The organism is Streptomyces sp. TSRI0107 (genome assembly GCF_001905845.1).
Classification (GTDB): domain Bacteria; phylum Actinomycetota; class Actinomycetes; order Streptomycetales; family Streptomycetaceae; genus Streptomyces.
On sequence record NZ_LIVZ01000004.1, the window covers coordinates 77,062 to 91,775 of the forward strand.

The following is a 14,714-nucleotide window of genomic DNA, read 5'->3' on the forward strand; positions in this document are numbered from 1 at the left end:
GTCCCCACAGCGCGAGACCCATTGACCCGAGCGCTACGCGGCTAACTATCTGCCATGAGGCAACTACCGACCACCGTTCTTAAATCTCAATTCAGTCACAGCTCACGCGTAGATCTTCCAAAATCTGGACAAACTGTTCGGGCGAAGAAGGCCGCGAAACGGACGTGTTACATGGCTATCGGGCGCCGGTCTCCGCGTTCCGGACAGTACGGGCGTGCGACGGCGCGAAAAAACGGGTTGAAAAAGGCCCGGGCGCCCCCATGATGGGGACGCCCGGGCCTCGGGTACGTCAGGTTCAGCCGTGCTTGGCGCGGCTCGCGGCGCGGGCGCGCTCGCGGGCGTCCAGGTTCACCTTGCGGATGCGAACGGCCTCCGGGGTGACCTCCACGCACTCGTCGTCGCGGCAGAACTCCAGCGACTGCTCCAGCGAGAGCTTGCGCGGCGGGACGATCGACTCGGCCACATCGGCCGTGGACGACCGCATGTTGGTGAGCTTCTTCTCCTTGGTGATGTTGACGTCCATGTCGTCGGAGCGCGAGTTCTCGCCGACGATCATGCCCTCGTACACCTCGGTGCCCGGCTCCACGAAGAGCACGCCGCGCTCCTGGAGGTTCGTCATCGCGAACGCGGTGACGGCGCCGGCGCGGTCGGCGACCAGGGAGCCGTTGTTACGGGTCTGGAGGGTGCCGAACCAGGGCTCGAAGCCCTCGTGGATGGAGTGGCCGATACCCGTGCCGCGGGTCTGGGTCAGGAACTCCGTGCGGAAGCCGATCAGACCGCGGGACGGGACGACGAACTCCATGCGGACCCAGCCGGAGCCGTGGTTCGACATGTTGTCCATGCGGCCCTTGCGGACGCCCATGAGCTGCGTGACCGCGCCCATGTGCTCCTCGGGCACGTCGATCGTCATGCGCTCGACCGGCTCGTAGACCTTGCCGTCGACCTCCTTGGTGACGACCTGCGGCTTGCCGACGGTGAGCTCGTAGCCCTCCCGGCGCATGGTCTCGACCAGGATGGCGAGCGCCAGCTCACCACGGCCCTGGACCTCCCAGGCGTCCGGACGGTCGGTCTCCAGCACGCGCAGCGAGACGTTGCCGATCAGCTCGCGGTCCAGGCGGTCCTTGACCTGGCGGGCGGTGACCTTGCGGTCCTTCACGGCCGCCTTGGCGTCCGCGCCCTTGCCGGTGCCGCCGCGGCCGACCAGCGGGGAGGTGTTGGTGCCGATGGTCATCGAGATCGCGGGCTCGTCGACCGTGATCAGCGGCAGCGCGACCGGGTTCTCGGGGTCGGCGAGGGTCTCGCCGATCATGATGTCCGGGATGCCGGCGACGGCGCAGATGTCACCCGGGCCGGCCTTCTCGGCGGGCTTGCGGGTGAGCGCCTCGGTCATCATCAGTTCGCTGATGCGGACGTTGCTGATCGAGCCGTCGCGCTTGATCCAGGCGACCGTCTGGCCCTTGCGCAGCTCGCCCTGCTCGACGCGGAGCAGCGCGATACGGCCGAGGAAGTTGTCGGCGTCCAGGTTGGTGACGTGCGCCTGGAGCGGGGCGTCCTCGTCGTAGGTCGGGGCCGGGATGTGCTCCAGGATCGTGGAGAAGAACGGCTCCAGGCTGGTGGAGTCGGAGGGGACGGTGCCGTCCTCCGGCTTGGTCAGCGAGGCGACGCCGTCACGGCCGCAGGCGTAGACGATCGGGAACTCGATCTGGTCCTCGTCGGCGTCCAGGTCCAGGAACAGGTCGTAGGTCTCGTTGACGACCTCGTCGATCCGGGAGTCGGGGCGGTCCGTCTTGTTGATGCACAGGATGACGGGCAGCCGCTGCTGGAGGGCCTTGCGCAGCACGAAGCGGGTCTGCGGCAGCGGGCCCTCGGAGGCGTCGACGAGCAGCACGACGCCGTCGACCATCGACAGACCGCGCTCGACCTCGCCGCCGAAGTCGGCGTGGCCGGGGGTGTCGATGATGTTGATGGTGATCGGGTCCCCGCCGTCCTTGGGGTGATACTTCACCGCCGTGTTCTTGGCGAGGATCGTGATGCCCTTCTCACGCTCCAGGTCGTTCGAGTCCATGACCCGGTCGTCGACGGAGTCGAGCTGGTGGGCGGCGAAGGCGCCGGCCTGCTTCAGCATGCCGTCGACGATGGTCGTCTTGCCGTGGTCGACGTGGGCGACGATGGCGACGTTGCGGATGTCGTGACGTGTTGAGGTCACAGCCATATTGCGGCGTACTCCCGGAGTGTGGAATCGGCTGCGCGTCGCTCGCGCTAGCCCCTGCCGGGCTGGTCACGCCTCGGCCTGCCTCCCATGGTACGGGGGCGCGGAAGAACGGGCTTCGCCGGGCGCCGCCGGGAGGCGGCCACGCCCCTACGACGACGCTCTCGGAGAAACCTTTGCTCCCTTCTTCAGGAAGCCCATGTCCTCGTAGACCGGGGTCCTGAAGCCGAAGGCGCCGGCGTTGGCGAGGTCCTTCCGCGCGGCGATCAGCTGCGGGCGCTGGTAGAGGGGGATGGAGCCGGCCGCGGCCCAGATGCGGGCGTCGGCCTTGCGGAGCAGGGAGCGGGACTCGGACTCGTCCAGGGTGGCGATCGCCTGGTCGAAGAGCTGGTCGACCTGGTCGGTGCCGACGCGGGTGTAGTTCTGTTCGACGGTGAGGGAGCCGTCGGCGCCGGGGACGGGCTTGGCGTAGATCGGGCGGGCGTCGGTGGCGGGGAAGGCGGAGGCGGGCCAGGAGTACAGGGCGAGGTCGTACGCGCCGGAGGCGATGTGGTCCCTGAAGTAGCTCTCGTCGCTGACCTTGGTCGTCTCGGTGCGGATGCCGACCCCGTCCAGCATGCGGGTGATGCGGTCCGCGACCGCGTGCAGGCTCTCCGAGCCCGGCCCGGACGGCAGGACGAAGCGGAGCGTGAGCGGCTTGCCGTCCTTGGCGACCACGCCGGTCTTCGTGCCGGCCGGGGCGGCGGTGCCCTTGGGGGCGTACGCGCCCGGGGCGCCGCCCTGCTTCAGGTGCTGCTTGCCGTCCTGGGCGAGGTGGTGGCCCTCCCGCTTGCCGTCCTCGGCGTCGCGGACGTCCCTGGCCTTGTCGTCCTGGCCGACGATGAACATCCCGTCGTCGCCGGTCCCCTTCCCCTTGGCCTTCTCGCCCTCGGGGCCCGCGGCCTTCTCGCCCTGCTCCTCCTCGACCGGTCCGCCGCGCACCCAGCCCGCGTCGGCGAGCAGGGCCTGGGCCGCGGCGGTGTCCTGGCCGCCGAGGGCGCCGCTGTTGTCGGCGTAGACGGCCTGCCCGGACAGGGCGAGGTGGCTGCCGACCGGGACGGCGGGCAGGTCCAGCGGCCGCAGGACGGTCCTGGCGAGCTCCTCGCGGTCCAGGGTGCGGGCGACGGCCCGGCGGACGCGTTCGTCGGCGAGCGGGCCCTCGGAGCCGTTCAGGGCGAGCTGGGTGTAGGCGGGTTCGAGGGACTTGCGGACCTCGAACCCGCTCAGCGCCTGGTCCCGGCGGGCCGGCCCGGCGTTTCCTCCGCCGCCGTCGCCGTTCTCGTCGTCGCGCGCGGCCTTCGACGGGGAGGCGGAGGCGCCCCTCGGTCCGGCGGCGGCGGTGATGCGGCGGGCCTCGGCGGCGTCGATCTCGGCCAGGTCGACCGCTCCGGCGGCCAGCGCCTCGGCCCGCTCCTCGCGGGGTACGGCGGTCAGCACGATCGCGTCGAGCCGGGCGGGGCTGCCCCACCAGCGGGGGTTGCGCACGAGGGTGACCTCGTCGGCCTTGGTGTCGACCTTCTTCACGGTGAACGGCCCGGCGGTGATCTTCAGCTTCTTGCGGGCCCCGTCGTTGAAGGAGTCCGGCGTGCCCATGACCTCCTTCGGGTACAGCGGCGAGAACAGCGAGCGCCAGTCGGCGTAGGGCCGCGCGAAGGTGACCTTGACCTCCAGGTCGTTCTCGCCGCGTTCGATCCGCTCGATCCGGTCGTACCCGGCGTTGCGGGCGGTCCAGTACGCGCTGTCCTTGCCGGACAGGGCCCGCCACTGGGCGGCGAAGTCGGCGGCGCCGATCTCCCGGCCGTCGCTCCAGACGGCCTGCTGGCTCAGTTTGTAGAGGACGACCTGCTTCGGCTCGGTCTTCACCACCTTGGCCGATTCCAGGTAGTCGGCGGCGATCTGCGGGCGGCCCTGGGCGTCCATGCGGTACATCGACGGCAGCACGGCCTGGGCGATCCGGGTGGTGGCCGCGTCGGCGTCCGCCTGGAAGGTGTTCAGGGTCTCCGGCACCGCGTCCACGGCCCAGCGCAGGGTGCCGCCGTCGGTGACCTCGGCGCGCGCGGCGGGGGCGATGTCCTGCCCGGCCAGCGGCTTGCCCGCCGGGTCCTTCGAGCTGCACCCGGCGAGGGCGGGCACGGTCAGCACGCCCGCGGTGAGGAAGGCGACCGAGCGCAGGACCGCGCGGGGAGTGACGCCGTGGTGGGACATCTGGTGTTACCTCCGGGGGCCGCGGGCGTTACGATCACTTTTGGCGGTATATGGAGCTGATCACATGTATGCGGCCACTGAAGAGGAAAGGGTTCGGCAACGGGCGGCGACACGGCGACGGTCGCCCGGAAGTCACCCGTGCGGCGCAACGCACCACGGGATGCACCCACACGCCTCGGCCAATCGGTGCACTCCCCTTCCCACCGGCAGGTGTGACGCGCAACACTCGCAGGCGCATGAACGTCGCCGTCCACGGCCCCCCGGCCGACGGAAGTGAGGTCACGTCATGTCCGTGCACGATGAACTGGTGTCAGTCCAGCGGTGCCTCGAGGACCTGAACCGGTCCGTGAACCGGCTGGAACAGCAGATGGGCGGCGGAATCGACGTCCGCCGGGTCCGCGCCGACTGCGACCATCTGCGCGCGAGCGTCGCGCTGCTCCGCGAGGTGGCCTCCGGCCACGCGTCCGGCCGGCGGCCGGAACTCGTCACCATCTCCGACACCCCGTACGACGTCGCCCTGTGGACGGACTCGGACGACGAGGGTCTCGGCGCCCGCGACCGACGCGCACCCTGAGCAACCCGAGCCGACCGGGAGTCACACCTTGGCCACTGGTACGGAACCCCCGACAACCGAACCCCATCACTCCGGCGGCGGTGTCCGCTCCGCCGGCCGCGCCGCGATCGCCGCCCCGCATCTGCGGACCGACCGGTGGTGGCTGGCGCCGGCCGCCACCGCCGCCGGGCTGTTCGCCTTCGTCGTCTACTCGACGTGGCGGGCTTTCGCAGGCGCCGACTACTACGCGGCGCCGTACGTCTCGCCGTTCTACTCGCCCTGCCTCGCCGAGAACTGCGAGCCGATGCGGGCGGGACCCAACTGGGAGATCTTCGGCAGCTGGTGGGGCATCTCACCGGCGATCCTCATCCTGATCTTCCCGCTCGGCTTCCGCCTGACCTGCTACTACTACCGCAAGGCCTACTACCGGGGTTTCTGGGCGTCCCCGCCGGCCTGCGCGGTGGCCGAGCCGCACGGGAAGTACACCGGTGAGACCCGCTTCCCGCTGATCCTGCAGAACATCCACCGCTACTTCTTCTACGCGGCGATCCCGGTCGCGGGCATCCTCACCTACGACACCGTGCTCGCCTTCCGCGACGAGCACTACGAGTGGGGCCACATGGGCCTCGGCACCCTCGTCTTCGTCGTCAACATCGTGCTGATCTGGGCGTACACCGTGTCGTGCCACTCCTGCCGGCACATCGTCGGCGGCAAGCTCAAGCACTTCTCCCGGCACCCCGTGCGCTACCGCATGTGGCAGTTCGTGGGACGGCTCAACGCCCGGCACATGCTGCTCGCCTGGACGTCGCTGGCGAGCGTGGCGCTCGCCGACTTCTACGTCTACCTGGTCGCTTCCGGTGTCTTCGAGGATCCGAGGTTCTTCTGATGTCCGTGGTCGAGCGGCAGGAGTGGGACGTCGTCGTGGTCGGGGCCGGCGGGGCGGGTCTGCGCGCCGCCATCGAGGCCCGCGAGCGCGGCGCCCGTACGGCGGTCGTCTGCAAGTCGCTGTTCGGCAAGGCGCACACGGTGATGGCCGAGGGCGGCATCGCGGCGGCGATGGCCAACGTCAACGAGCACGACAACTGGCAGGTCCACTTCCGCGACACCCTGCGCGGCGGCAAGTTCCTCAACCAGTGGCGGATGGCCGAGCTGCACGCCCAGGAGGCCCCCGACCGGGTGTGGGAGCTGGAGACCTGGGGCGCCCTGTTCGACCGTACGAAGGACGGGCGGATCTCCCAGCGCAACTTCGGCGGCCACGAGTACCCGCGTCTCGCCCATGTCGGCGACCGCACCGGCCTGGAGCTGATCCGCACCCTCCAGCAGAAGATCGTCGCGCTCCAGCAGGAGGACTTCGCCCGGACCGGCGACTACGAGTCCCACCTCAGGGTCTTCCAGGAGTGCACGGTCACCCGGGTGCTCAAGGACGGATCCCGGGTGAGCGGCGTCTTCGCCTACGAGCGGGAGAGCGGCCGTTTCCTCGTCCTGGAGGCGCCCGCCGTGGTGATCGCCACCGGCGGCATCGGCAAGTCGTTCAAGGTGACGTCGAACTCGTGGGAGTACACCGGCGACGGGCACGCCCTCGCCCTGCTCGCGGGCGCGCCCCTGGTGAACATGGAGTTCGTGCAGTTCCACCCGACGGGCATGGTCTGGCCGCCGTCGGTGAAGGGCATCCTGGTCACCGAGTCGGTGCGCGGCGACGGCGGGGTGCTGCGCAACTCCGACGGCAAGCGGTTCATGTTCGACTACATCCCGGACGTCTTCAAGGAGAAGTACGCCGAGACCGAGGACGAGGCCGACCGCTGGTACGACGACCCGGACAACAACCGGCGCCCGCCCGAGCTGCTGCCCCGCGACGAGGTCGCCCGGGCCATCAACACCGAGGTGAAGGAGGGCCGCGGCTCTCCGCACGGCGGGGTCTTCCTGGACGTGTCGACGCGAATGCCCGCCGAGGTGATCAAGCGGCGGCTGCCGTCCATGTACCACCAGTTCAAGGAGCTGGCGGACGTCGACATCACCGCGGAGGCCATGGAGGTCGGGCCGACCTGCCACTACGTGATGGGCGGCGTCGCCGTCGACTCCGAGACGGCGGCGGCACGCGGGGTGCCCGGGCTGTACGCCGCCGGTGAGGTGGCGGGCGGCATGCACGGCTCGAACCGGCTCGGCGGCAACTCGCTCTCCGACCTGCTGGTCTTCGGCCGCCGGGCGGGCCGGTACGCGGCCGACCACGCGGCGGACCTCGCCGGGGCGCGCCCCCGGGTGGACGACGCCCAGGTCGACGCGGCCGCCGAGGAGGCGCTGCGGCCCTTCTCGGTGACCGGCGAGAACCCGTACACCCTGCACCAGGAACTCCAGCGGACCATGAACGACCTGGTCGGCATCATCCGCCGCGAGGGCGAGATGGAGCAGGCCCTGGAAGCCCTCGCCGGCCTGCGGGCACGGGCGGCGCGGGCCGGTGTGGAGGGCCACCGCCAGTTCAACCCGGGCTGGCACCTGGCCCTCGATCTGCGGAACATGCTGCTGGTCAGCGAGTGCGTGGCCCGGGCGGCGCTGGAGCGCACCGAGTCGCGCGGCGGTCACACCCGGGAGGACTTCCCGGCGATGGACCGGGCGTGGCGGCGGGTGAACCTGCTGTGCGCGCTCGCCGGGGACGCCGTCGTCCTGACCCGGGAGACCACCGACCCCATCCGCCCCGACCTGCTCGCCCTCTTCCAGAAGGAGGAGCTGGTCAAGTACCTCGCCGAAGAGGAGCTGTACGAATGAGCGGCTACGAGGCCCGCTTCAAGGTGTGGCGGGGCGACGCGGACGGCGGCGGCCTGGAGGACTTCACGGTCGAGGTGAACGAGGGCGAGGTGGTCCTGGACATCGTTCACCGTCTGCAGGCGACCCAGGCCCCCGATCTCGCCGTCCGGTGGAACTGCAAGGCGGGCAAGTGCGGGTCGTGCTCGGCGGAGATCAACGGGCGGCCCCGGCTGATGTGCATGACCCGGATGTCGGTGTTCGCCCCCGACGAGACGATCACCGTGACCCCGCTGCGGGCGTTCCCGGTGGTCCGGGACCTGGTCACGGACGTCGGTTTCAACTACCGCAAGGCCAGGGAGGTGCCGGCGTTCGTGCCGCCGGCCGGGGTGGGTCCCGGCGAGTACCGGATGATGCAGGAGGACGTGGACCGCTCGCAGGAGTTCCGCAAGTGCATCGAGTGCTTCCTGTGCCAGGACACCTGCCATGTGGTGCGCGACCACGAGGAGAACAAGGCGGCGTTCGCCGGCCCCCGCTTCCTGATGCGGGTCGCCGAACTGGACATGCACCCGCTGGACGCGGCGGCGGAGAGCGGGCTCGACCGCAAGAGCGCCGCCCAGGACGAGCACGGTCTCGGCTACTGCAACATCACCAAGTGCTGCACGGAGGTCTGCCCCGAGGGCATCAAGATCACCGACAACGCCCTGATCCCGCTGAAGGAACGGGCCGTGGACCGCAAGTACGACCCGCTGGTGTGGCTGGGCTCGAAGATCAGGAGGCGTCCGGCAGCAGGCTGAGCGTCTGCCGCAGGTGGTGCTCGGCGATGGCCCGCATCCCCTCCGGGTGCGGGAAGTCCCCTTCGAGGAGCCGCAGCGGACCGGACACCAGGGACAGGTGCGTGGCCAGCCGGTACAGGCGCAGCCGGTCCTCGTCGAGGCCGGGGGCGCGCAGGACGTCGTAGTGGGAGCCGAAGCGGATCCGCAGGAAGACGTGCTCCCACTCGGCGTCGAAGTACATCAGGCCCTCGATGTCGATCAGGGCCGGGTGGCCCTCGGCGTCGAGCAGGACGTGGTCGGGGCCGAGTTCGCCGTGGACGAGGCCGTACCGGGCCCGCGGCCGTACGGCCTCGGCCAGCTCCCGCACCCTGTCCTCCAGTCCGTCCCGTACGGCGGCGATCCGTTCGTCCCGTACGGCGGCCTCCGCGATCGAGCGCAGGGCGCCGTCGGTGACGCGCCGCTCGCAGGAGGGCGCGTCCGACACCCCGCCGCCGTCGACGACGGCGACCTTGCCGAGGCCCGGCCCCCGCACCTCGCGCAGCCGCCCGAGCTGGACGGCCAGCCGGTCCAGGGCGGCCCGCCCCGCTGCCGGGTCCCGCCGCAGCATCTCCTCCAGGCTTCCGCCGCGCAGGTCCTCGACGACCGCCGCGTCCGCCGCGAGCCGCGTGCGGGTGCCATCGGCGTGCAGCAGGCGCGGTGTGCGCACCCCGGCGGCGGCGAGCCGGTCGTGCGCCGCCGTGAACAGGCCGAGGTCCGTGCCGGGCGACAGCGGGTCGCGGGGGTCGGTGGGCCCGGCGTCCCAGTAGTCCTCGGCGGCCGACCAGACGTACGCCACGGCTGTGAAGCCGTCGTCGCAGGTGAGACGGTAGACGCCCTTCTTGCTGCCGCCGCGCAGCCGGGTGACGGAGCGCAGCGGGCGGTGGCGGCCGAGCGCGGCTCGGGCGAGCGGGGCGAGGTCGTCGCGGGTCAGGGCCGTGCGGGGCATGGGCTACGCCTCCCGGGCGTACGGGGCCGGAACCGCCGATCCTCGCAGCCGGCCCGCCCACGCGGTCCGGCATTTTCCGCGCACCACCGGCAGGCGCACCCCACTCGCGGCGCCGGGTTCCTGCTCATACGCTCCGAAATGTGACGCCCTCCCTGATCCGGGGCCGCCCCCGGCGCGCCGACCCGTACATATCCGCGCGGGTGGCGCACGCCCTGCTGGGCGCGGTCGTCGCGGTGCTGTGGCTGGCGTTGCCGGGGATGACGACGACCCCCGGCGTCCCGGCCGCGACAGCGCCCGCCGCGGCCTCACCGAGCGCGGCGGCGCGGCAGGAGGAGACAGAGGAGACCACCACCGCCGACCTCGTCCTGCCGCTGCTGGCGCTGGGCGCGGCGGTCGTGCTCGGCGCGTACGGTTACGCGCGCCGCCTCCGGCGGGCCCGTACCCGGACCACTCCCGGCGGGCTGCCCGCCGGCCCGGCGCCGGGCCCGTCCCTCGCCGACGCGGACGACCGGGCGCGGGCGGCCCTGGTCGCGGCGGACGACTGGGTGCGCACCAGCCGCGCGGAGCTGGACTTCGCCGCGGCGCGCGCGGACGCCGAGGCCGTCGTCCCCTTCGAGCGGACGGTACGGGCGGCGGAGGCCGAACTGGCGGCGGCGTTCCGGATGCGCCGGCGGTACGACGAGGGCGTGCCGGCCGAGGAGTCGGCCCGGCGGCAGACGCTCGCCGGGATCGAGGGGCGGTGCGCGGAGGCGGGGCGGCTGCTGGACGGGCAGGCCGCCGCGTTCGACCGGCTGCGCGACCTGGAGCGGGGGATCGGCGGGGCACTGGAGACGGCGGAGAGCCGGTTCCGGGAACTGGCCGGGCGGACCGGCGCGGCGGAGGCCGCTCTCACGGACGTCGCCCGGTGGTGTCCGCCCGCCGCGAGCGCGTCCGTCGTCGGGTACGTGGAACAGGCCAAGGACCGGCTGGTGTTCGCCACGACCCGTCTCAACCAGGCCCGCCAGTGCGCCGACCGCGACGAGACCGGCCGGGCCGTCGCCCATCTGCGGGCCGCCGAGGAGGCGGTGGCCCAGGCCGGGACCTTCGTCACCGCCGTCGAACGGCTCGCCGCCCGGCTGCGGCGGGCCGCCGCCCTGGTCCCGGCCGCGCTGACCGGGGCGGAGGCGGAACTGGCGGCGGCGCGGGCACGGGCGGCCGACCCGGACGTGCCCGCCGGTGAACTGCGGGCGCGGATCCGGCACGCCGACGCGGTGCTGTCCGTCGTACGCGACGAACTGACCTCCGGCCCGTACGACCCCCTCGACCTGCTGCACCGGATCGTGCGGGTGACCGCGCCGGTGGGCGCCGGGCGGGCGGGGGTGCTGTCGGCCGCCGGGGCGCTGGTCGCCGGTGGTGCCGTCGCCGACGCGGAGGCCTTCGTCGGCACGCACCGGGGCGTGGTCGGCGCCGAGGCGCGGACCGGGCTGGCGGCGGCGCGGGCGCTGCGGGAGGACGACCCGGTGAGGGCCGAGTCCCTGGCCCGCCAGGCCCGCCTGCTCGCCGAACAGGACGTACGCGCCCACGGCCACCCGGACGCGGCCCCCGGCACCGGCGCCGGCGGCGCGCTCCTCGGCGGCATCCTCCTCGGCACCGACCCGGACACCGCCCCGTCCGCGAGCTTCGGCGGCCCCCGCACCCGTGACCGCCGGGCACCGGAGCCGCCGTAGGGCCTGTCTGACAATTCCCGTCGTTCGCCCGAAGGGCAGGCGGGAATTGTCAGACAGGCCCTAGGGGGCCCTGCCGGGTCAGAACAGGCTCAGCAGCGCCTCCGCCGGGTCCACCAGGCCATTCTCCCCGTCCGGCAGGGGCAGTTCGAACCACACCGTCTTGCCTCGGTGGGTGCGGCGGGATCCCCACGCGGCGGAGAGCAGGCCGACCAGTTGCAGGCCCCGGCCGCCCTCGTCGGTGTCGCGGGCGCGGCGGCGGCGCGGCTGGACGAGGCCGGAGTCCCAGACCTCGCACACCAGGGTGCGGTCGAGCAGCAGACGGAGTCTGATCTCGCCCTCGCCGTACCTGAGCGCGTTCGTCACCAGCTCGCTGACCAGCAGCTCCGCCGTGTCGACCAGCGGTTCCAGGTCCCAGCTGAGCAGCTGGCCGCGCGCGTACTCCCGGGCGCGGCCCACGCTGCGCGGCTCACGCGGCAGCGTCCAGTCGCCGACGGACTCGGCGGGCAGGCCCTGGACGCGCGCCATGAGCAGGGCGATGTCGTCCTCGCCGTGGTGGGTGTCGAGGGTGTTCAGGACGTGGTCGCAGACGTCCTCCAGCGGCTGCGCCGGGTCGGTCAGCGCGCCCACGAAGGCCTGCAGCCCCTCGTCCAGCGGGTGGTCGCGGGACTCGACCAGGCCGTCCGTGTAGAGCGCCAGCAGCGCGCCCTCGGGGAGTTCGACCTCCACCTCCTCGAACGGCTCGCCGCCCACGCCGAGCGGCATGCCCGGCGGCACGTCCAGCATCAGCGCCGCCTCGCCCGGCTCCACCAGGACCGGCGGGAGATGGCCGGCGTTGGCGAAGGTGCAGCGCCGGGTGACGCTGTCGTAGACCGCGTACACGCAGGTCGCCAGGTAGACCTCGGACAGGTCGGCCTCGCGGGGGCGGCGCGCGGCGCGGGTGGCCTGCTGGATGCCTCCGGAGGTGCCGAGACCGCGGGCGATCTCGTCCAACTGGGAGAGCACTTCCGCGGGTTCCAGGTCGAGCTGTGCCAGCGTCCGCACGGCCGTGCGGAGTTCGCCCATCGCGACCGCGGCGCGCAGTCCGCGCCCCATCACGTCGCCGACGACCAGCGCGGTGCGGTGGCCGGGCAGTTCGATGACGTCGAACCAGTCGCCGCCGACCTCGCTGGGCCGCCCGGTGGAGGCGTTGCCCGGCAGATAGCGGCAGGCGATGTCGAGTCCGGAGGCCACGGGGTCGCCGGGCGGCAGCAGGGACCGTTGCAGTATCAACGCCCGTTCGTGCTCGCGCCGGTAGAGGCGGGCGTTGTCGATGCAGACGGCGGCCCGCGCGGCCAGTTCCACGGCGAGTTCGCGGTCCCGGTCGCCGAACGGCTCGCTGCCCTTCGTCCGGGAGAACTGGGCGAGTCCCACGACGGTGTCGTGGGCGACCATCGGCACGGCGAGGGTGGACTGGACGAGCCCGCCCTCCTCCGCGGGGACGGTTCTCGGCCGGGCGGCGCGCAGGGCGTCCGCGTAGGGCGAGTTGAACGGGTAGTGGTGGACCGCGCCGACCTTGACGGGCCGGCCGGTGCCGGCGAACGGGGCGTCGGATACGGCGCTGGCGAAGGCGACCCGGCGGAGCTCGGCGCTGCCGTCCGGCAGGCCGGGCGGGGTCTCGTCGCCGACGAGGAGGCCCTGGTAGAGGTCGACGGTCGCCAGGTCGCAGAAGCCGGGGACGACGACGTCGAGCAGTTCGCGGGCGGTGGTCTCCAGGTCGAGGGAGTTGCCGATACGGGCGCCGGCCTCGTTGAGCAGGGCGAGGTTGCGCCGGGCGGCGGCGGCCTCGCGGGCGGCGTCGCGCCGGGAGGTGATGTCGGTGCCGAGCCAGGCGATGCCGATGGGGCGGCCGGTGCCGCTGTGCACGCGGTAGAGGTTGACGGACCAGTGCCGCCGGTCGTCGGTGCCGGGCACGAAGCCCGTGACGTGCATGTCCGTGATGGAGTCGCCGGTTTCCAGGACGCGGCGCAGGGTCGCGGAGACCCGGTCGGCCTCGGCGCGCGGCAGATAGTCGTGGACGCCCCGGCCGCGGTGGTCGTCGGGGGTGCCGCCGAAGACGGAGGCGAACCGCTCGTTGGCGCGGCGCACCCGCAGTTCGGTGTCGATCAGCAGGAAACCGAAAGGAGATTGACCGAAAATCGCCTGCGAGGCGGCAAGGTCGGTCTCGATGCTGCGCAGCACCCGGACGTCGACGACGATACAGACCGCTGCCTTCTCGCTCTCCTCGGTCCGGGTGGGCATCACATAGACCTCGGCGAGCCCGGCCATGCCCCGCCCCCCGTCCGGGTCCGGGGTCCGGAACGGGACCACCCCGGTCCACTCCCGGCCGTCCAGGATCTCGGCCATCTTGCGGTGCCCGCGCTCGCGCAGGTCGGGGTCGATGAACGCCGCGATGGGGTCCATGCCGACGGCCCGCTCGGCCGGGATGCCGAACAACTGCTCGGCGCGCAGGCTCCACTGGTCGACCAGCCCGTCCGGGCCGATGGAGAAGGACGCGACCTTTATGTAGTCGTAGATGGAGCCGGGCGGACTGCTCTGCCACAGGGCACCGGCGGGTGGCGCCTGCCGGGATCCGCCCGCGGCGTCCGCGGCCTTCGCCCTCGCGCCGTCCGACGGGTCCTCGAACTCCGTGGCCTTCGCTGGTATCTCGCTCACGCGAACCGTCCCCTCCAGCTCACCGCGTCCGGCACCGGTCACCGGCGGCGGCTGCCCGCAGTATCCAGCACTACGGCGCCGCACAACACGGTGTTCACGATCACAGCACGGTCCAGCTGGTTTTCGGACCGTGCTGCGAGAACACTTCCAGTCTTCTAACCAGCGGACACGCCCTCGAATCACGCGGTCGGGCACGGGCCGGTGGCGTGATCCCGGTGCCGGTACGGCCGTGCGACGACGACACCCTTGTGCGCCCTCATGTCGGCACGGCCAGTTCGAACCAGACCGTCTTGCCGTTCACGCCGGGGCGGCTGCCCCAGCGCCGCGAGGAGGAGGCGACCAGCTGGAGTCCGCGGCCGCTCTCGTCGTCGGGGCGGGCGGCGCGTTCGCGGGGCGGGTCCGGGAGCGGGTCGGAGACCTCCACCAGCAGTACGTCGGGGAGGCCGGCGGGACGGATGAGGCACACGCCGATGGGGCCGGTGGCGTGCCGCAGGGCGTTCGTCACCAGCTCGCTGACCAACAGGGTCGTGATGTCGCCGACGCTGTCGAGGTCCCAGCCGTGCAGTTGGCCGCGGACCACCGAGCGGGCGGTGCGAACGGCTCCCGGGTCCGCGGGAAAGGTCCATTCGGCGCGGTCGCCTTCGGTGTCGATCACGCCGATCACATCCCAGGCAAGCGAGCCCACCCATGTCCGGTTTCGTGGGGTTAATGGGCACATACCCGATATTCAGGGGGCAGTACCGCGCAGTGGGGCGCACTGTGGCACGAACGGCGTACGGCAGCGGTGGGTGCGCCCCCGAGAGACCCGGACGGG

The 14,714-nt window shown here is 72.3% G+C and carries 10 protein-coding genes; 5 read left to right on the forward strand and 5 right to left on the reverse strand.

Features of this window, described 5'->3' with window-relative positions:
- Positions 1-295: 295 nt before the first annotated feature.
- Entirely contained in the window at positions 296-2,212 is a 1,917-nt protein-coding gene (gene typA / locus AMK31_RS10695) for a translational GTPase TypA (RefSeq protein WP_073940217.1), read from the reverse strand.
- A 147-nt stretch (positions 2,213-2,359) separates the two neighbouring features.
- Positions 2,360-4,453 (reverse strand): ABC transporter family substrate-binding protein, encoded by a 2,094-nt coding sequence (locus tag AMK31_RS10700; RefSeq protein WP_073940218.1) that lies wholly within the window; start codon positions 4,451-4,453, stop codon positions 2,360-2,362.
- Positions 4,454-4,739: 286 nt separating this feature from the next.
- Here AMK31_RS10700 and AMK31_RS10705 point away from each other — a divergent pair, with 286 nt between their 5' ends.
- From AMK31_RS10705 to AMK31_RS10720, 4 genes are read left to right on the forward strand one after another with little or no spacing between them, the layout of a single operon-like run.
- Entirely contained in the window at positions 4,740-5,027 is a 288-nt protein-coding gene (locus tag AMK31_RS10705) for a hypothetical protein (protein ID WP_073940219.1), read from the forward strand.
- A 28-nt stretch (positions 5,028-5,055) separates the two neighbouring features.
- On the forward strand, positions 5,056-5,892 hold the full coding sequence (locus AMK31_RS10710; protein ID WP_073940220.1) for a hypothetical protein: 837 nt from the start codon (positions 5,056-5,058) through the stop codon (positions 5,890-5,892).
- Complete coding sequence (locus AMK31_RS10715) at positions 5,892-7,766, forward strand: fumarate reductase/succinate dehydrogenase flavoprotein subunit (RefSeq protein ID WP_073940221.1); 1,875 nt, start codon at positions 5,892-5,894, stop codon at positions 7,764-7,766. The genes AMK31_RS10710 and AMK31_RS10715 overlap by 1 nt, the downstream gene beginning before the upstream one ends.
- Positions 7,763-8,539: a succinate dehydrogenase/fumarate reductase iron-sulfur subunit gene (locus AMK31_RS10720; RefSeq protein WP_073940222.1), complete on the forward strand. Its 777-nt coding sequence runs from the start codon at positions 7,763-7,765 to the stop codon at positions 8,537-8,539. Before AMK31_RS10715 ends, AMK31_RS10720 begins: the two co-directional genes overlap by 4 nt.
- On the opposite strand, the gene AMK31_RS10725 is transcribed toward AMK31_RS10720, so the two are convergent.
- A complete protein-coding gene (locus AMK31_RS10725; RefSeq protein WP_198948466.1) occupies positions 8,514-9,503 on the reverse strand; it encodes a phosphotransferase family protein in 990 nt (329 codons plus the stop codon). The genes AMK31_RS10720 and AMK31_RS10725 overlap by 26 nt on opposite strands.
- A 140-nt stretch (positions 9,504-9,643) precedes the next feature.
- On the opposite strand from AMK31_RS10725, the gene AMK31_RS10730 reads away from it, so the two are divergent.
- The gene (locus AMK31_RS10730) at positions 9,644-11,209 is read left to right on the forward strand and encodes a hypothetical protein (protein ID WP_073940223.1); all 1,566 of its coding nucleotides are present in this window, start codon (positions 9,644-9,646) and stop codon (positions 11,207-11,209) included.
- Positions 11,210-11,287: 78 nt separating this feature from the next.
- Here the strand turns inward: AMK31_RS10730 and AMK31_RS10735 are convergent, their stop codons facing one another.
- Positions 11,288-13,900 (reverse strand): SpoIIE family protein phosphatase, encoded by a 2,613-nt coding sequence (locus AMK31_RS10735; RefSeq protein WP_241842616.1) that lies wholly within the window; start codon positions 13,898-13,900, stop codon positions 11,288-11,290.
- Between the two features lie 256 nt (positions 13,901-14,156).
- Positions 14,157-14,585, reverse strand: a complete 429-nt coding sequence (locus AMK31_RS10740) for an ATP-binding protein (protein ID WP_073940225.1) — start codon at positions 14,583-14,585, stop codon at positions 14,157-14,159.
- Between the last annotated feature and the right edge of the window lie 129 nt (positions 14,586-14,714).